The 20,779-nt window shown below is 38.5% G+C and carries 7 protein-coding genes; 6 read left to right on the top strand and 1 reads right to left on the bottom strand.

All coding sequences use genetic code 11. The features are described from left to right. Positions 1-71 precede the first annotated feature (71 nt). The 6 genes from NEOC84_RS07710 (at position 72) to NEOC84_RS07735 (ending at position 19,842) form a co-directional block, all read left to right on the top strand. Positions 72-10,673 carry a DUF3638 domain-containing protein gene (locus NEOC84_RS07710; RefSeq protein ID WP_166157623.1) on the top strand — a complete coding sequence of 3,534 codons (10,602 nt, stop codon included), beginning with the start codon at positions 72-74 and terminating at the stop codon, positions 10,671-10,673. A 99-nt stretch (positions 10,674-10,772) separates the two neighbouring features. Beyond that, positions 10,773-13,106: a hypothetical protein gene (locus tag NEOC84_RS07715; protein ID WP_166157626.1), complete on the top strand. Its 2,334-nt coding sequence runs from the start codon at positions 10,773-10,775 to the stop codon at positions 13,104-13,106. A gap of 760 nt (positions 13,107-13,866) precedes the next feature. Continuing rightward, positions 13,867-15,234 (top strand): leucine-rich repeat domain-containing protein, encoded by a 1,368-nt coding sequence (locus NEOC84_RS07720; RefSeq protein WP_166157629.1) that lies wholly within the window; start codon positions 13,867-13,869, stop codon positions 15,232-15,234. A gap of 513 nt (positions 15,235-15,747) precedes the next feature. Beyond that, positions 15,748-17,502, top strand: a complete 1,755-nt coding sequence (locus tag NEOC84_RS07725; protein WP_166157632.1) for a leucine-rich repeat domain-containing protein — start codon at positions 15,748-15,750, stop codon at positions 17,500-17,502. Positions 17,503-17,619: 117 nt separating this feature from the next. Next, entirely contained in the window at positions 17,620-18,408 is a 789-nt protein-coding gene (locus tag NEOC84_RS07730; RefSeq protein WP_166157635.1) for a leucine-rich repeat domain-containing protein, read from the top strand. A gap of 864 nt (positions 18,409-19,272) precedes the next feature. After that, on the top strand, positions 19,273-19,842 hold the full coding sequence (locus tag NEOC84_RS07735) for a BON domain-containing protein (protein ID WP_166157639.1): 570 nt from the start codon (positions 19,273-19,275) through the stop codon (positions 19,840-19,842). Positions 19,843-20,343: 501 nt separating this feature from the next. Here NEOC84_RS07735 and NEOC84_RS07740 read toward each other — a convergent pair. Further along, entirely contained in the window at positions 20,344-20,724 is a 381-nt protein-coding gene (locus NEOC84_RS07740) for a hypothetical protein (RefSeq protein WP_242678233.1), read from the bottom strand. Positions 20,725-20,779: the final 55 nt, after the last annotated feature.

Consider the following 20,779-nt stretch of genomic DNA (forward strand, 5'->3'; position numbering starts at 1 on the left):
GTTAATAATTTTTTATAAACTATTTTAACTTTTATGCTTAATGCAAAATGAGGGAGAGTATTTACTGACGAATGAATGCTACGCATGTGCTTAAAAGCTTTTTAAAAGAACAGAAAATTTTTGATAACGAAATTTCTAGCCTTTCTCTTCAAACTCATCCTAGAGCTCCGCTTTTAGATGAGGCTTATGATCAACTGGCAGAGCAAATTAGTAAAATAGCTAATTTTGAAGAAGTAGCCGAAGCCTTATTAACAGAAGAAAACCCCAACAAAATTGATCCTCACAGTCTATTAAAAATATGGATAGCTCTGGCAACTGCTTTACCCCAATTGGCGCCTGCTTTAGATCCAGAAATTTGTGAACATTTATTATATGCTTTTCAAAAGTTGCTAGACAATTTAACCCTTACCCCTTCGGAAATTACTTCTCGTCTTTTTCATTTAAAAGAAAATGAAATTTTTATACTTCCTTTAACTTATCAAACCACCTGGGGGCAAAGTTTAGAAAATGTAGTTCTTTATCGCAAAAATGCAGACGATACATTCGATATAGAGCTTTTTACCGTAGAGAAAAATAGTAGAAAGTTCTTCGGAGAATATGCTTTCGGCTATGAAAAAGCTTATCCCTTAAGATATTACGCCGCTGTTCCTAGCGATGATTTGTTAGGACCTAACTTTCAACAGCCTGTGGCTATTCATGCAGATATCTTATGGAAAACTTCACAAGCTCTCAATGTTGACGAGCATGCTTGCCTAGTAGCTTTTGAGCCTTTGCATGCCTATTTGATTGATCCTCAGTTTAAGAGTCGTCTAATCAACTCAGCACATGCGCATAAGCTAAAAGCAATGACAGCATTCATTCATCGATGGATAGAAGCTCAAAGCCCGTCACCGCTGTTCTCCTTAGAGCTCTATAAAGCCTTTATGGTGATCTCCCGTTTAGTGTTGGTATTAGCGATTAGAAAATCTATCTTTGCTTGTAGGAGCGAAAATTTAAATGCTAGATTAGGGCTCCTTAGTAAGGCTTTAATTACCTCGGCTCGCCACCTATTAAAGTTTAAAGATAGTTTTTCTTTACGCTATCTATATGGATTGTATGAAGCTGCTGTGGGCACTGTGGAAAAATTAAAGGAAGAATCCGAACAATTGCTGCGCGAGTTTATCCCCGCTGAGGATAGATTTAAGTCCTGCAAGCTGGCAGTCAATCAACCTTTTCTTATCAAAAAAAGTACACAACAATGCCTACAGTATCTTAGTTCTATGGAATCTACCTTGCATTCTCCTCTAGACCCACCTTCGGCAAAGGAGTTATCTATAAATATAGATGGGCATGTAGCTAAAGGAGCCATTGATAGACTGGTAGATATTGAGGGTAAAATAAAATTTTTTGAGTCTTATGATTATGAGTGGGTTATCCCTTATGTAACTTCAGCAGTGATGAATTTATCCTTACCCCATCTTGAAAGTGAGTGGATGAGATTATCCATTCAGGAATGTAGGAAGGCTTTACCTCTATTATCTTTTTTTGCAGAAATACTTGCTAAGCATGCCTTTCACCAACAGGGGCGTTTTTTATCTTCTCTGCAAAATAGTGGGGTGCGCTTATTAGCCATTGCTTATGTTCTTTGTGAAAAGCTGGATGATCAAAAGGTACTGAATCAATTTAAACCGGCTTTTAAGGGATATCTAGCTTTAACTACCAGCCCTTATTTTCAGTGCGAGTCCTATTCTTGCTGGAGGGATAGATTAGATACACTGAGTTTTATCAAAGGGTGGCATGTCCAAGGTATAAAGCCTGTTTTTTTATTTCCTGAAAAAGGCAAGGAAAGCTTTGACGATACAGCTGACGGTTGTTTTGCTGAAGAAATTTTACAGGCTTATCCTGCGATCAAAAATGAGATTAACCAGCATTATTACCATCTAAAAAGAAGAGCCCACTTAGATATCCTGCAAGCCGTTACTCCAAGGCAACTCTTATTAGCCGAATTAGTAAATGTAAAGATTCAAAACCATTTGCCCTATAAGCTAGATCTTGCCGATTCTTGGATTAACGCTTTGTCTAAACTTGTAAATATAGCTATGCATGTTCACCTTCTAAGCGATCAAAGATCTAGATATCATGTAGGCCACGAAAATATAGTTACTTTCCATCAAGGCTTAGGCTTTAACCTCACCTATGCTAAAAATCATCAAAAGCGCTTTGATTTTTACTTGGAGGGTAGGGAGAAAAGAATAAGACTAGATGCTAATCAAAGAAACTTATTTTCCAAAGAAAAGTGGAGAGAAAACCAAAATAAAACTTTAAAGCGTTTTGTAGCTATAGAGGAAGAGATGAGCAATCTTAGCCTTACATTTGAAGAAGCTGCTGCTGAACCTACCTTGACGATTGTGGAATTATTAAGCAAATTAAAGTACCAAATTTCAAATTTTAAAATTGATCGCTTTAGATTTTTTTTAGAAAGGTATCTTTTTAAAATTGTGATAGATAAAGAGGGAGTAGAAAAATTTCCTTTACTAGAGGAATTTAAGCTTTACCCTCAAGTTTTAAATACTGTTCTTAAAGATTTTTTAGGCTGTACCGCCATTTTTGCCAAGAATTTAAATAAGGGTATCCTTAGCGAAGAGAGCAAATGTCTTTTAAATCTTACCATCCGTTTAGCTGATCTATCTTTATCTCTTGGTTGCGAAAGCATAAATTATACCTTAAAAACGTTCCATGATCAATGGATAATAGGATTAAAAGCATGTCTGCAGAAAACCAAAATGCCTGAGCAGCAATCTGCAGATATAAGAATGCTTTTACTAAAGCTGATAGAATTAGAGAAAAAAGAAAACTTGTCCTTGCAAGCTTGGAAGGAGTATTTAGATCAAGGCCCCCAACTACACAAGCAATTAGAGCAGGAACGAATTGCCATGGATGCCATGACACGGGCTTGGTGGTATAATATGCGTTACCATATGTGGCGCCACTATAATGAACTAAGTAAGACTCAGCCGGCCTTCATCCAAGAAATCCAAAAAAATAAGAATGTTGATTTTCTCAGCTTATCTTCGCGTAAAGGTCAATACCTACCTATTCCTGCCGCTATTCTTAAATCTGTAGATTTTAGACGTCTATTTTCTGATCGTGTGCGGGTCTGGCAAGTAGATAAATCCCATCCCTATATTATTCTTTCAGATCCTTTGACCGGAACTTATCGGCTAAGCAGCAAGGAAAGCTTCCCTCTTTCTTTACAACGTTTGCTCGAAGGGCAATGGCATCTTTATCTGCCACCTCCTCAAGTGGCTAAGTGCTTGCATTTACCTATATCCCTTTGCCAAGACAGCATTTGGTGGATCAATTGTGAAAACTTAGTCGCTAGAGGATATTATCAGGCTCAACCAGATAAGCTTTGGTTATTAAGAAATGACCAAGGGGCTGTTGTCTTTCAAGAGGGCGCGGAAAAAGGCATGAGGCTTGAACTAGTAGAGAATGAGGAAGAATCTTTATCTAATCTAGAGAAGTGCACGGGAGCGTTTGGCATGCATTATTATACTTACGCTGCTCGTTATATTCATGGGATCCTCTTCGACTATCGAGACCGCTTGATTTTCCCCCATATACTTATGCCGCACGGAAGACCCCTTGTCTTTGAACGCCAGGACACCGACTTTTATGAAAAAGGAGGCCTTGATCGTAAATTAGGGGCTTGTTTTTATGCACCTTCAGTTTTTCATAGAGAAAATGGGATAAAACTTACATCCACTTCTCTTAAGATTTACGGGATCGAAATAAAGAGAAAGAATGGGGACCTGCTGCGTGCAGACGAAGAAACTTCTCTAATCTTACCCTTCCAACGCCATGTTGCCGATAGGCATTCCTCTATTGTCTATCCTATGGTAGAAAAAGGGGGCATAGAGGCTCCTTCTCAATTGCTTGCCGTGGAAGGAATAGAAATTAAAGTGAACTTATATGGCTTTTGTCCTGAGACCCCCAAAGAAAATTTATTTGCCGCCTATCTATCCCTTCTCGGTAAAGATTATTATCAAGCTTTTAAATTTTTGCATTCTATTAGACCTCACCATCGCTTAGACCAGCAGGAAAGATTGATCTTAAAATGGCTTATTGATAGTCAAGTAGATGCGTGTGATCACTCAGCTACCGCAGCGGCAGTAAAATTAATCGCTTATAAGATTTTAATTGATCAAGGAATCGATCTAAAAGGTAGAGGGGATCCTCTTAATAATCCTTTAACCTCGCTGGGTGAAGTATACGAGCATTATTTAAGCCATCTCTCTTCTGTCCCCCCAGCCTTTAGGTTAAGTTTAGAAATAGAGCTTTGGATAGCTGAGGACAAAGAGCATTTAAAGATTTATTCATGCCAAGAGAACAAAGCTTTATTAGAAAATCGTAAACAGGAGCTAAGAACAGGGCACAAAATAGTGATGACTGAAAAGCCAGCCGAAATTTTGGAAAAGTCCCTGTTGGCTCGTTGGAGAAATCCTGTCTTAAGCGGTGGGGAAGCTCCGATGGATATCACCTTAGAGCTCATAGAAGGAATAGAAAGACCTGTAGAAATGGTCTTATTACCGGGCCAACCTTATCCTGTAAAAGCTTTTGCCTATCATTATCTTAAGCTTTCCTCCCTTTATACTGCTCCATTAGAAAAGTGGGAATTAGTCTATACGCTAGAGACTTTAAAAATTCCTCACTTTATCAAAATTTCTCTTAAAGTAGCCTTACAAAAAGAAGATCGAGCCCCTCTTTTGCCCTCTTTAAACTCAAAGAAATATGCGGAAAATTCTTTGCACCTGCAGAGCTGGTTTGAGCAATTGCTAGCTACTCTACCCACGTTTCAACTAGAAGCCACTCTTATCCAAAAACAATCTAGTCAGGGAGAAAAAAAAGAGGAAATAAAGAGGGGAACAATCTTTCAAGACCTAGATTTTACCTACAAGGTGTGCCAGATAATTGCAAAGTATAAAAGCATTTCTCCTTTTCAAATCATTCAAGCAATCAAAGAGGATTTTGATAACTATACTATTTATTCCTCTTTGCCTGCTAAAGAATCCTGTCCTTTTAAAATAGAGGGTAATGAAGAAGATTTTTTTAAAAATGATTTAGATTTTTATCGACATGAATGGTACGAAGGGATCGAGCTTCAAAACAACGCTCACCACTACCTACTTCCTGATTTCCCAACAATTTTACAGCTTGATAAAATCCTTACGACTTATGCTCATGAAAGCAATGATGTAGGGATGATAAACAATATTGTGCGAATTTTAAATCGAAGGCCTACTGAAATAAACGCTTTAATCTTCGCAAAATTAAAAGAGGTTAATGAAGATAAAATTCAAATGGAGCTAGAAGATGGGCTTAAAACCATTTTTTTTCCTACATCCTCTCAAAAGCTAGCCTTTTTGCAACAACGCAATCCTTATTTTTTAGAAGAAGATCTAGTAGCTTTACAAAGATGTATACAGGAATATTTAGAATGGCAAATTAGCAATAAAATTATAGCAACGGTTAAAAATCATCTATTTTCTATCATTCATATTCAAAGCCATCATCCTCTAACTTGGAAGGATGAACCTGCTGCTCAGGAGGCATGGCAAGCAATTGGAGAGCTCTTAAATCCTTTTGAAAGCTATTCCCAAGATAATCAAAGCTATTTGGAAACCTTGCTTTTTGAGCATATTTCAGGTTTTCGCATGCGTAAAGATCAAGCTCAACTATTGCATCTCTTGATAGAAAAAATTTTTACAGAAAATCTAGGAGAGTATGGTCCTGCCGCAGTTTTTCAAATGATGATGGGAGGAGGAAAAACTAGTGTGATCTTAGCAAAGCTTGCTAAGTTAGCCTCAAAAAACGCACGCGTGCCTCTTTTTTTAGCCCACCCTTCCCAATATCCTTCTCTTAAGTCCAATCTAATGAATACTCAATTTAAGCGGTTGCATCAAGATGTGATAGATCTAGATTTTAATCGTGAAGATTTAGCTTCTATTAAAATTCTTTACTACCTTAAAGCTCAGCTCCAACATGCCAAAGACAAAAATTATTTAATATTAATGAAAGCAAATTTTTTGCTTATTCTTCGACAGGAATTGATCGATCAAGTTAAAGCATTTAAAGAGCCTGGCAACTGCGATCCTTTAACTTTAAAACGGGCTGTAGAGCTCGCTCATATCCTTTATTTTATAAAAGCTCACTGTCTTTTTTTAGTCGATGAGGTAGATTCCATATTAAACAGCTTGGAAGAGATTAATTTTCCCGCTGGACTAGAAGTTACTATTTCAAAAGATAGCCTAGAGGTCATTAAATCCATCTATGTTGTTCTTTCAACCGATTCAAAAATTGCCCCTTTATTGAATCTTTTAGAAGATAATCAAGCCTGCGTGGACAGGCAAACACTACAAGAGCAGGTCTTTCCTAGGCTCGTAAAAGTGCTTATAAGTGAATACCCATCTCTTTTTCCTTTAATTTCTCCCACGAGCCACGCTTCTTTCAAAGTATCCTTGCAAGATTACATTTTGGAGAAAATAGATACGCGTCTGCTAAAAGGGATTAATGCTAACGATGATCTTGAATTTTTAGACAGGTTAGAAATTAGAGAAAAAAAGGAGCGCAAACAGGCTAAGCGCCATCTTGAATTCTTGCGAAGCTTAGAAGCTTTAAAAAGGCAGCCGCAACGCTCCATTCAACGGGCCTTAGGAGCAGTTGCTTTAATAAAAGAATTGTGTAGTGAAATTTTACCGCTCGCTCTTGCTAAAGGGTTTAAACAAAGATATGGCTTTACAGAGGAGGGCAAAATTATTCCTTACTTAGGAGTAGATGCTCCTAACCATACGGAATTTGCTAATATCTATGTGACCGCTTGTTGTTATTTCCAGGGAGCTATTAATGCGGGCGTGGATATAGCGCGCCTAATGAAATACCGGGATCAAATGCGGGAAGCTTCGCTGTATTATTCTGAAATCTACCACTGTGCACCCGAAGAATCTGCTGAAGCTCAACACTTTAAAGCTCTCATTGGATTAGCATTGCATCAGGAATGGTCATCAGAACAACTACAAGCAACTCTTCAAGAAATAAATGCAAGCCCCCAGCGATGTATAGATTTTTATGCCGAGTTTTCTGACCAATTTTTGCGCTATCATAGCTCTTTATTAAGTTGTGGGCCCGCTGCGCTTAGTCACATGGGAGCGCAGTTTATCGGTTGCTCAGGTACATTAGGGAATAAAGATTCCTTTCCTAAAGAAATAGCAGACAGCTGTATTCTTGAGCAAGGGATCGAGGGGCGTATTTTAGTCAAGCTTACCCAGGATATCGCTAGCCAAAAAAGTTTTCTTTCAGAAATTGACAAAGCAACCCCTCATGAAATATTAAATGCTATTTTAATAAAACGGACGCCTGATGCTGCTAGCCGTCTTAGAGCCTTAATTGATGCGAGCGGGATGCTAAAACGCTATTCTAACCAAGCAGTAGCAGAAGAGATTTTGAATTTCCAACCTTTAAAAGAGGAGATAGACGGCGTAGTATTTTTATGCAAAAGGGGGGCGCAAGAAAATTTTTTTCTCTTAAAAAGAGAACTTAAGGAACCTATTGCGCTAGCAATGACCCGCCGGGAAGAGTTTGAAAAGCAAGGCGTGCTTTTAGAAAGGGTCTTCATCTATTTTGATGAGCTAAGAGCGATAGGCTCTGATATACCTTTTAAAGCCAATGCTCTTGTGGCGATGACTTTTGATCCCTTATCCACTACATTGCGCACTATTTTGCAAGGAACTCTACGTGCTCGTAATTTCTTTCATGCTCAAAATGTAGACATTATTTTCCATAAAATGGCAGGAGAAGTTTTAACTAAAAACGTTAAAAATTTTCCTCATCATGCTCTTTATGAAATAGAAAGACTTTTTACTTGTGCCTTGCGTAATCAAAGTGAGGGAAAAAAAAGCCAATTATTGCAATCAGCTCTTCAGCAAGTGCGAGAAATCTATTGCGCAGCTGTTATTCAAAAAATCATGCAGGAATTGATGAATTCTACACTTGAGCTAGAAAGCCTTGAACTTTTCCAAGCGATGGAGTGGCTTTTCTACAGTTCTTTCAAAGAAGACCCTGCTAATCTTTTTCTAGATTTAAAAGAAAGGATGCCTGCCTATAAAGTTGTTCAAGAGTATTTTAATACTACCCATAGCCGTTTCAAAAAAGTGGGTTTTCCTTATTTTGAGGCCCTAGAATTACTACAGATTGAAGAAAAAGCGGAAAAAATTGTCAAATGGGCCGAAAATACTTTAACCTGGCATGTTCTTAAAGGTTCTTCATCTAATAGGGAGACACAAGTTTTTGTCCAAAAGCAAAAGGAAATTCAACTAGAAGTTAATGTGGAAATTCAAAAAGAATCGTTAAGGGAAGTGCAAAAGTATGCGGTCCGTGTAGATGCACCCGTTGCTGAGTCACTTCCCTGGTTAAAATTGAAGGAGTACCCTGAAAGCTGCTTAGATTACAAGTTTCCTCATTTAACGACTTTCCGCAAATTGCTTAAACGTATTCCCTATGAAGCTTCTTATTACCAAATTTTTCCCTCCGATCTTTTTTTGACAGAAAATTTGGCTCGCTCTCATGAGATAGACCTTCCAGTTTTTCATAAAGCCCAGAAAAAGGCCGCCCATCTTCTTTTAATTCAAAAAGGCACCCACTTTCTTCCCCTGTTTATTGATCTTGAAGAAGCGGCTTTTTGGCGGCAGCAAATCAAGCATTACCGGCTTAAGGATTGCTGGTTACTGAACTTAGAAGGACACTTATTAAATGAAGAAAGTATACTTCCCCAAGAATGCCTAGCTATTACAAAACGGGCTCTTTGGTGGGCCCATTTTTTTAATGGAAATGCTTGTTACTTGCGTGCTTATCCCAGCTTAGTAGAAAATGAGTTAAAAAAGGAAAATTATGAGCTAAAGTATCGTTTCTTAAGCCTAAAAACAGCAAGGGATCTCATTCAAAATCAAATACTTGCTATAGATCCTATTTTAGCTCAAAAACCTGTAGAGGTGCCAGTTTTTCATTTTAACAATAAAGCTGAGGAAACAAAATGGTTGAATCAAGAAATTGATCATTTAAACCAAGAGGCGCTAAATCAAGTACCCTGGCACTTTGCTCGTTTCTTTTCTAGTAAGCAAGTGGGGATGCTTAAGCGTGCTGGCTTTTTTGATTATTTGCCTGCCGAAGAGTTTGAGCATGTCACCTCTGAACAGGTAAAGCTAGTTCCTAATTACCGTTTGCGTCATCTGAGTCTGCCTGAGCAAATTGCCCAAGTGCCCGCAGAGAAAGTTTATTGGTTAAAAGGAAAGGCACTAAATTACTTGCCTAAGGAGCATTTGGGGCGCATTAATCCCGAGGAGCTAGTCAACTTAAGTAAAGAACGACAAAGATCTTATCAAATATTAAAAATTGATCTTTTAGGCTTAGAAGGTTTTGCTAAAACCGTCCGTCCCTGTATGGCCCCAGCTCTTCTGCCAGAATGTATAAAATTGATCCCTGATGAGTGCCTAGCCCATTTAACTCAGCTAGAACAGTTGCAACAAGTTGCGCCTGCTAAATATTATCTCTTGAATGCCTCGCAGTTTCATTTATTGCCTCCTCATGCTTGGCATTTGTTAAAAATTGAGGATTATAAAAAATATTTATTGGAAGAAAAAATTTTCCCTGAGGCCAAAGCGTTTATTCAAGCGATGAATCCTGCTTGGGTGAATGAAGTGGATCCTCGGTTAGCATCTTATTTTTCTAATGAGCAAGTGTTACAAATTAATCAACCCTGTCCCTTGCCCTATTTAAACATTGACCAACTAGAATTACTTGATGCCTCGCTGGCCTCCTATCTTGATTTATCCCAGATCGCTAAATTATCGATCTCTCATCGTCATTTAATCCAAACTTTAATAGATGGAGAGCAAATTTGCCATCTGTCTAAAGAAGGTTTGGCAGAACTTTCAGTCGAGCAAGTTAAGAAAATTTTTTGTCGCCAGACATTATTGCGCCTAGATAAAAAATTTTATCCCTATCTTTTAGCCAAGCAAATTGCTTTATTACAGCCTGAATATACTTTAGATCAAGAAATTATTAATGCATTAGATGGAGGCCAAGTACAGCGGGTGGCTCCTCAGCATCTTTTACTTTTCCTTCCTTATCTAAACCTTGAGGCTTTAAGAAGCGTAAGTCCTTTGGTAATAGGAGAGGCTCAAGGAATGGCGGTAGAGACTTTTAAGAAGCTTACCTCTCTTCAAATCCAAAGTTTTTTAAGTATGAAAACCTTGCGACCTAAAGATTTGCTCAAGGCTTTAAAAAATTTGCTTCCTTCTCAATGGGGGAAGATGGAGGAAGTTTTTATCGAAACTTTCTTTTCTAATCAGCCAAGAGAAGTCATTAAAAATGTGCCCAAACAAAAAGTGCGATTTTTATCTAGAAAAGCTTTATTAATGTGGTATGATGCTGATAAAAAAATTAACAAACAGCGCGATACTGTGATAGGGGTGATGGCCCTTTTATTTTATCCTTTAGTCATCTTAAGCGCTGTAATGTTTGTCTTATTTGCTACCCCTAAGCGCTCTGTTGCAAGGCAATCTTTTTGTCAAATGGCTCTTTCACCCTTACGTATCCTCTCGCCCGAACGTTATTATCGCTTCATTAGTTCTTCCAAGTAAAGCTCCTCTTCAAAAAGCTAATTTACTATTTAAGTTTTTTAATAAAGCCCTTTACATGTTATATAAAAATTTTTTCTAACAAGCGATGGTGTGTATAAAATGCAGGAATATCTAAAAAAATTTTTTGAATTTTATAGCCGGGGAGACCTAGTAGCTGCTGTCAGCCAGATTATCTACTCTCCAGAGCCTAGCTATGATACCCTTCAACCTGCCAACGAATGGGTAAAGCAGGTAATCAATTTTGTAGATGCAGCAGTTTTTGGTAAAAGCCTAGAAGCTAGATATCAATTACTGCTTATAGATAATTTGCGGAAAAGCCATCCTCACCTATATGAGAAAGAAATTAATGATTTAAAAGTGGAAGAAAGTTTCTTATTGTTTCTTCTCTCGTTTGCTTGCCAGGAAAAAGAACATTCTAGCCTGGGTAAAAATGCTCCTCCTTTCCTTGAAAAAATTTTTCAAGCTGAACAAGGAAAGATACCTTTATCCCCTGAAGCTATCAAAGAGATTTTAGGGTTAGTCCCCAACAATTTTAAAACTCTATTTGAATTTCATTTACGTATGGCCGCTGGATGGCAAAACCTTCTCCAACGTAAGTCTTCTTATCTTTCAAGTCTTAATTGCCAATATGGGGAGGCTCATCCTTGGTATCCTTTACAATATTCTTTATTTCCCCCCTCTTTGGAAGATGTGCCTTTAGATAGAATTGCTGTGATTTTCTTTGAGCCATTAAAGGAAGATTTTACAGGTTTTTTGGAAAAATTTAAGGAACGCCCCGCGGTTTTTGCCTTTACTTCCCTTGCTATTTTTTTTCAAATGCTGCAGTTTCCAGCTTTTGTACAAGCGGCGGGGGAAGCTCATCATCTTATTTATATTTTAGAATTTTACCCTCATGCGCAAATAAGCTCTCAAAATTTTAAAGATTTCTTGGGCAAAGAATTTTACCCCATTTTTTTTATTCCTACCTCTCATTTACGGGTGTATGCTCCCGCGTTGATGCAGGCTTTACAAGCTTGTTTTTTACAACCTTACTCAGAATTTAACGTGGATACCCCGCTAGGTAATGGGCTGTATGAAATTGCCAAGCGCCTATTGTTCTCTATTCAACAAGACCGCTTGGGCTTTAGTCGCCTACCTGCTTTACATATGCGAGAGGGACAGCTCAGGTGGCATGATACTCACAAGGGCTTGCCTTCTTCTAGCCAATCCCTGGGGCCTGAAGTTCAGGATAAAATGCAAATTTTGCTCTCTGATCTAGCTAAAAAAAGAGCGGTAAGAGCCCGCCTAGCAAAAGATAAAATAAAAGTAGCTCATATTGTTCCTCAAATTGCCTATGGAGGCCATGCTCCTACACGCTTACTACAGAATTTAGTACTTCATCATGATTCTTCAAAGATGGAACTCCTAGTAATAAGCACAGAAATATTAGCTGAAAATCTTTTAGAATATCCTCACAATTTTTATACCTCTTCCTCTTCTTTGCAAAGAGGGCGAGCACTAATTTGTCAATTCCAAACCTTAGGGGTTTCTACTCTTATCCATGAGAATCCGGCGACTTATTTGCATAGAGCTCATCATTTAAGCTCTTTGCTCAAAGAGGCTAAAATAGATGTAGCAGTTTTCCATGGTCCTGATACGGTTAATACGCTGGCGACACAGATGGTAGATGTGCCTTTAAGGGTTTTATTAGAGCATGGTAGCCAGCCTACTTATCCCGGCTTTGACCTAGCTATTGTTAGCACAGATACAGCTGTAGAAATTTACCAAGACTTATACAAGAAAATTCATACGCAAGTTGTAGCTTTGCCTTTTGCTTTGGATGTCCGAAAAAACTGGCTCCCTCAGCCCTATGAAAAAAAATCTTTAGGATTACCTGAAGACTGCCTGGTCATGACTACTATATCTACTAAATTAGATACAAGATTGACAGCTGAGCTATGTTATGCCATAGCTGAAATTCTTCAAAAAGTCCCTCAGGCTGTCTATGCCCCTATAGGAGCTATTAGCAATTTAGGAAGGATAAAAAAAATATTCAAGGAGTATGGAGTAGATAATCGTTTCTATTATTTAGGGCCTTTGGCTAATCCCAGTCAATATGCACGCTCTATGCATCTATATTTAAATGAGTTTCCGGTGGGAAGTTGTTTGGCTATTTTAGATGCAATGGCTTCGGGTTGTCCTGTCGTCACCATGTTTGATGTTAATGGTCCTCAGCAAGCTCGCTATGGGGGGATTTTCATGGGAATCGATCGCGCTGTGCATACAGGAAAGAAAGAAGAATATATTCAGCTTGCTTGCCATTTGTTAACCAATCCAGCCACTTATAAGGAGTGGTCTTATCATGCAAAAAAGCAATATGAGCAATTTGCTGATGTTAAAGGATATGTAAAGTCATTTGAAGAAATTATTTTTAAAGCTTACGGAGAATTTTAACCTTTAGGCACATCTGCCATTGGGCAAGAGGATCATTCGCTTGGATGAATAAAAGTTTAAACGGAAGTTTCATTTTTTTATAAGGGTAAAGTGAGTAATTTGTTTATTATTAAAAGCTTAGGTTTTTTTTAATTGTAGTCGCCAAAAAATTACTTAGACTGGCTTTCAGCAAATTTCAGAACCACGTCCCCAAAATAGACAAATGCTTGAGGCTTTAAAGATAGAGTTACCAAAAGTTTTGCCAAAAAATCATGCGCATGTAGTCACTAGGAAAAAGCGCCGGCAACAAATATAAACTGTTAACAATCAATAAATTGTTTACTACTGGTGGTATCTAAAAAAATGGAACTTCCGGTATAATGGCAAGAAGTTTCTCTCTTTTTCTGCAGATTGCTAGGCTAAGAGAACAACCTTTCTTGACAGGAAGAAGCTAGGCCTATTGTATTTCATCATTCGATAGACCAATTAATAAATTGCCCCAAAAAGAGCCATTTTATCAAATAAGGCAAAGAATCAATCTCATTCTTTTAGCCAAACCAAAATTGCCGCGTCACTTACTCTCCAAAACCTGTGGCTGCTCCTGAATGCTTGGAAGTCCCCCCCTTTCCTTAAATCTATCTGAAATAAAAGCGTGGTAGATTGCCTGTGAGTTGTTACTCATTGATAAGGATACGAATTCGTTTGACTTGCTTTTTTAATTCTTTATATTGTCTTTAAAAAACAAAAATACTAAGCAGTTATCATTGCCCAAGGAAATAAAATGCATCCTATCTCTTCAGCCTCTATTGAGAGCTTGCCCAATGAATTGCTACTCCCTATCTTAGAGGCTTGCGCAGCTCCTTCCTTATTTAGCGTCTTTAAAAGATGGCAACATCTGCTAGATTCTGAAGTAATGCCTTCTCTTTATAAACAAATAGGTAAAGTACATGTTTCCCAAGGGGACATTAACAAGCAGGCTTTTATTTTAGATAGGATTTATAAGCTGGATGATAGGCTTTCTGAAGGAGAAAAAGCTAAGGCAATCTTCAAGGAGGCCTTTACTCTAGCTAAAGCCCTTGCTCCTGCGGAGCTAGAATTTAAATGGAAAACCCAGGAAAAAAGGTGTTTTACTCTGGCTAATTACTCTTCTTATCTCTTAAATATTAATCGGCTTTTACTTTGGAAAAACCTTCCTGGGGGAGCGGAATACTTAAGCCAAGAAAAAATCAAGTATTTACCTTTAGAAAAACAAGGGGAGCTTCTTAGAGATTGGATTGAAGAAAATTGTAAAAACTTCACAGATTTAGATTTATCTGAAGTAGGTTTGACTTATTTACCCCCAGAAATATGCCAGTTATCTCAGCTGCAAACCCTTGACTTATATCAAAACCAGCTCACCGCCCTGCCTGCAGAAATCGGGCAGCTGTCTGAACTGCAAGAGCTTGGCTTAAGAGAAAACCAGCTTACCGCACTGCCTGCTGAAATCGGGCAGCTGTCTCAGCTGCAAAGGCTTGAATTAAATCAAAACCAGCTTACCGCACTGCCTGCAGAAATCGGACAGCTGTCTCAGCTGCAAAGGCTTGAATTAAATCAAAACCAGCTGACCAGTCTGCCTGCAGAAATCGGGCAATTGTCTCAGCTGCAAACCCTTGACTTATATCAAAACCAGCTCACCAGTCTGCCTGCAGAAATCGGACAGCTGTCTCAGCTGCAAAGGCTTAATTCAAGCCAAAACCAGCTCGTCGCTCTGCCTACAGAAATCGGACAACTGTCTCAGCTGCAAGGGCTTGAATTAAATCAAAATCAGCTCACCAGTCTGCCTGCAGAAATCGGACAGCTGCCTGAGCTGCAATGGCTTGAATTAAACCAAAACCAGCTTACCGCTCTGCCTGCAAAAATAGGACGGTTGTCTCGGCTGGAAGAGCTTTACTTGAATCAAAATCAGCTCACCAGCCTGCCTGTAGAAATCGGGCAACTTTCTCAGCTGCGGTGGCTTTACTTAAATCAAAACCGGCTCACCAATCTGCCTGGAGAAATCGGGCAACTGTCTCGGCTTACCAAGCTTGAACTAGCAGAAAATCCTTTGGAAGATATTGCAGACAGAATATGGCAGCGTTTTCTATTTAGAATAGCCGTAAGTGATCTTTAAATTGGGGTGAGCTAAAATGAAATAAAAACTTTTAGTCATCTTATCTTTAAACAAGTAATCTCCTTTCCTTCCCGCAACTTAAGTAAGCTTAAACTAACCTACACATTTATAATGACAAGAAGTTTCTCTCTTTTTCTGCAGATTGCTAGGGGGAGAACAACCTTTCTTGACAGGAAGAAGCTAGGCGCATTGTATTCCATCATTTGATAAACGAATTAAAAAATTGCACCAAAAAAGAGCTATTTTCTCAAATAAGGCAAAGAATCAATCTCATTCTTTTAGCCAAACCAAGATTGCCGCTTCACTTACTCTCCAAAAACTGTGGCTGCTATTAAATGCTTGAAAGGTCTCCACCCTTTTCTTGGATCTATCTGAAATAAAAGCGTGGTAGATTATCTGCGAATTGTTTTTCATTGATAAAGATACAAATTGGTTTGACTTGCTTTTTTAATTTTTTTATATTGCCTTTAATAAATAAGATGCTGATTAGTTATCACTAACCAAGGAAATAAGATGCATTCTATCTCATCGACATCTATTGAAAGCTTGCCCAATGAATTGCTACTCCCTATCTTAGAGGCTTGCGCAGTTCCTTCCTTATTTGGCGTCTGTAAAAGATGGCATCATCTGCTGGCTTCTGAAGTGATGCCTTCTCTTTGTAAACAAATAGGTAAAATACATGTTTTCCAAGGAAATGTTGAGGAGCAGGCTTTTATTTTAGATAGGATTTATAAGCTAGAAAGTAGACTTTCTGAAACAGCAAAGGTAAATGCAATTTTTAGGCAAATCTTTACTTTAGCTAGTTCTTTTTCTCCTGTAGAATTTAAATGGAAGACTGAAGAAAAAAAATATTTTACTTTAGCTAATTACTCTTCTTATCTGCTGAATATTAATCGCCTTTTAGTTTGGAAAAAACTTCCTGGTGGAGAAGAATACTTGAGCCGAGAAGAAATTAAGCTCTTGCCTCTAGAAAAAAAAGGAGATCTTCTTAGAGATTGGATTGAAGGAAATTGTAAAGACTTAACTTCGCTAAATTTATCTAACGCAGGCTTGACTTATTTACCCCCAGAAATATGCCAGTTGTCTCAGCTTCAAGTGCTTAACTTAAAACAAAACCAGCTCACCCGCCTTCCTGCAGAAATCGGGCAACTTTCTCAGCTGCTGTGGCTTTGCTTAAATCAAAACCGGCTCACCAATCTGCCTGGAGAAATCGGGCAACTGTCTCAGCTGCAAAGGCTTGAATTAAATCAAAACCAGCTCACCAGTCTGCCTGTAGAAATCGAAAAGCTATCTGAGCTGCAAAGGCTTGAATTAAATCAAAACCAGCTCACCAGTCTGCCTGTAGAAATCGGGAAGCTGTCTGAGCTGCAAGTGCTTTACTTAAATCAAAACCACCTCACCAGTCTGCCTGCAGAAATAGGTCAATTGTCTCAGCTGCAAACGCTTGATTTAAGCCAAAACCAGCTCACCACCCTGCCTGCAGAAATCGGACAGCTGTCTAAGCTGCAAGAGCTTGATTTAAGCCAAAACCAGCTCACCAGCCTGCCTGCAGAAATCGGACAGCTGTCTCAGCTGCAAAGGCTTTACTTAAATCAAAACCAGCTCACCGCTCTGCCTGCAGAGATAGGGCAGCTATCTCAGCTGCGCTGGCTTTACTTAAATCAAAACCAGCTTACCACCCTTCCTGCAGAAATCGGGCAGCTGTCTCAGCTGCGATGGCTTTACTTAAATCAAAACCAGCTTGCCAGCCTTCCTGCAGAAATCGGGCAATTGCCTCAGCTGCAAGGACTTGACTTAAATCGAAACCAGCTCACCGCTCTGCCTGTAGAAATCGGGAAGCTGTCTGAGCTGCAAGTGCTTTACTTAAATCAAAACCAGCTCATCAGCCTGCCTGGAGAAATCGGGCAGCTGTCTAAGCTGCGGTGGCTTTACTTAAACCAGAACCAGCTCACCAGCCTGCCTGTAGAAATCGGGCAGCTATCTCAGCTGCTACAGCTTAACTTAAACCAAAACCAGCTCACCAGCCTTCCTGCAGAAATCGGGCAGCTGTCTCGGCTGCAAACACTTGAACTAAATCAAAACCAGCTCACCGCTTTGCCTACAGGAATCGGACAGCTGTCTGAGCTGCGGTGGCTTTACTTAAACCAGAACCAGCTCACCTGTTTGCCTGCAGAAATCGGGCAGCTGTCTCAGCTTATCCAGCTTGAATTAGCGGGAAATCCTTTGAAAGATATTCCAGAAAAAATAAGGCAGCGTTTTCAATTGTAGAATGGCCGTAAGTTCTTTTTAATTTGGGGCGAGCTAATTAGACTTGCTTTTTTAATTTTTTTATATTGCCTTTAGAAATAATAATGCTGAAAAGTTATCCCTACTCAAGGAAATAAAATGCATTCTATCTCTTCAGCCTCTATTGAAAGCTTGCCCAATGAATTGCTACTCCCTATCATAGAGGCTTGCGCAGTTCCTTCCTTATTTAGCGCCTGTAAAAGATGGCATCATCTGCTGGCTTCTGAAGTAATGTCTTCTCTTTATAAACAAATAGGTAAAGTACATGTTTCCCAAGGAGATATTAACAAGCAGGCTTTTATTTTAGATAGGATATATAAGCTAGAAAGTAGCCTCTCGGAAACAGCAAAAGTAAATGCAATTTTTAGGCAAATCTTTACTTTAGCTAGTTCTCTTTCTCCTCTAGAATTTAAATGGAAGATTGAAGAAAAAAAATATTTTACTTTAGCTAACTACTCCTCTTATCTGCTGAATATTAATCGCCTTTTAGTTTGGAAAAAACTTCCTGGTGGGGAAGAATACTTGAGCCGAGAAGAAATTAAGCACTTGCCTCTAGAGAAAAAAGGAGAGCTACTTAGAGATTGGATTGAAGAAAATTGGAAAGACTCAACTGTGCTAGGTTTATCTAAAGCGGGCTTGACTTATTTACCCCCAGAAATATGCCAGTTATCTAAGCTGCAAGAGCTTGACTTGAGAGAAAACCAGCTCACCCGTCTTCCTGCAGAAATCGGGCAGCTGTCTAAGCTGCAAGAGCTTGACTTAAAAGAAAACCAGCTCACCAGGCTGCCTGCAGAAATCGGGCAGCTGTCTCAGCTTATCCAGCTTGAATTAGCGGAAAATCCTTTGAAAGATATTGCAGAAAGAATAAGGCAGCGTTTTCTATTGTAAAATAGCCGTAAGTGATTTTTTAATTGGGGTGAGCTAAAATGAAATAAAAAAACTTTTAGCGGAAGTTCCATTTTTTTATAAGTTTAAATAATTAGTTTATTATTAAAAGCTCAGGTTTTTTTATTAAAAATTGTAGGCGCCAAGAAATTAATTAGGCTGGTTTTCAGCAAATTCCAGAACCACGTCACCAAAATAGACAAATGTTTGAGGCTTTAAAGATAGAGTTACCAAAAGTTTTGCCAAAGAATCATGCGCATGTAGTCACAAGTAAAAAGCGCCGACAATAAATATAAGCTATTATTAATCAATAGCTTATTTTCTTTTGATTATTTCTAAAAAAATGGAATTTCCCGTTCAAAGAAAAAATAAGTCAATCTCTCCTTAACTATTTCAAAAGATGGATGCTATTAAAAAGCTTATAAAAGTTAACTTTAGCTTTTTTCCTTCCTCTTTTTCAATTTTCCTTTAGATTGTCCTATCCCTATCCTATAAGTATTTGAATAAGAGACGAATAGAGTATCAGTCTAAGCTTTTGTGAAGAATTATTAAAAAATATAATTTACAATTTTTTTAGATTAGGTATATTGCAAAATAACGCCTCTTTTATCCCTAGATGGGCGCTGTGGCTTAAGTTTATTCGATTCACATTCGTAGGTGCATTTTACCCACCACCTTGCTTTAAAATAAGGACGAATTAAAGGGTGAACTAGCAGCCTAAATAGCTAGGCAAAGCAAGAAAAAAAGAGATTTTTAACATAGGCGCCTTTCTGCCTCATTTTTTAATGCCCGGCTTCGCAGCTCTCTCACTACATTGGCTAGAGGGATCAGCAAAAACAATAATTTATCTATTTTTAAGGAGATGCTATGAAGATTTCTCTCTCTATTTTTTCTCATACATGTGCTGTGGTCATCCTTGCAGGAATGAGCTCGGCTTACGGGCAATGCAGAGGGGAATATTGCCCTGTTCCTAATTCTTATTTTGAGGATCCTGCTTCTGCTCCATCGGGTTACCCTCTTCAAACTTCGCCGGGGAGCCAATATTTTAGTTTGCAAAATAGCTCAAGGAGAGAGAATAAAAAGAAGAATGATTGGGAAAGCAGTGTACAGCAGGGCTTTACTCGAGAGGGAAATCCTAACCAAAGAGAGATAAAAAGTAAGCAGATCAATAGCTATCAAAATAAGGCCTCTAATAGCGTAATCTATTACAAGATCGAAGAAACATTAAAAAATAACCGTTTAAAGAAAAATTACCCTTTGGTGAATATACGCTTTTATAAAGGTATTGCCATTTTGTCTGGTACGGTAGAAACAGAAGATGATAGACAACAGGTCGAGAGGAGAGTACGTGCGATCCAAGGGGTTACTGATATTAACGATCAGCTGCAAGTTGAATCTTCTACTCCACAAAATCAAGACAGCAAGCTTGCTAGCTAGCAAGTCTTAACAAAATTTACCCTCGCCTAAAGACATGAATTTTTTCATTAAAAAAAAGAAGGGAATTAGGAAGGATAGACGTAAAACAAAATGAGGATTAAATTGAAATTACCCTATCCATAGGGATAATCACATTTACAAGCTCGGTAGAAAGCGATAAAGAGCTGTTTGGCATGGTTGATAGAATGCAAAATATACACATAGATAGCCAGCCTTAAGAGGAAGCTTTGCCAATCAACCTTTTAAGGTACTGAATAAAATTTTAATCGTGCCCCCTCACTCCAATGAAGGGGGGCTCATTAAAATTGATGCAAACAATCTAAAAAGGGGCAAAAACACCTTAAAAATAAGTTAAAAGAAAAAGAGCTCACCTTCTACAGAAAAATTGTTGCACACCCTTTTCTAAGCGATCACCTTAGATATCTTTTAAGGAGCGCAGTAGCTTCTTTGGCTGGGCTCCTCCCTCTAGGAAGAAGTAATTTTATGAGTAAAATGAAAAATTTAGTTTTGTGTGCTGAGAAGAATTTCTAACCCCATTTCTTCTGGAATATACTTGTGTTGAAGGTAAACTCGGCGTAAGCATCCCTGCTCATCAAATTGTAAAATAAACTCCATCCAGCCTTCATTAAAGTAATAGGAAAATAAGCTTTTTTGAGAGAAACGATCGATACGAAGAGCGGATTTGAATGCCTCCTCAGCTTGTTGGCGGGGCATATATTTTTTTAAGCGAGTGGATCTTAACTGAGGGCATTGCAGTTGAGTCACAAACTCCTCGAAAGTCAAGCCATACGAAAACTCTACCCCTAAAGCATGGGCAATATCTTCTGGTAAGGAGACGGGATAACGAAATCGTCGTATAATACGAGAGATAAAGTTAAACATTTTCATCTTGTCTAGAAAATAAGAAAGTTTTTTTAACCCTGGAAAGTGTTGCTAT

Source organism: Neochlamydia sp. AcF84, from assembly GCF_011087585.1.
Classification (GTDB): domain Bacteria; phylum Chlamydiota; class Chlamydiia; order Chlamydiales; family Parachlamydiaceae; genus Neochlamydia.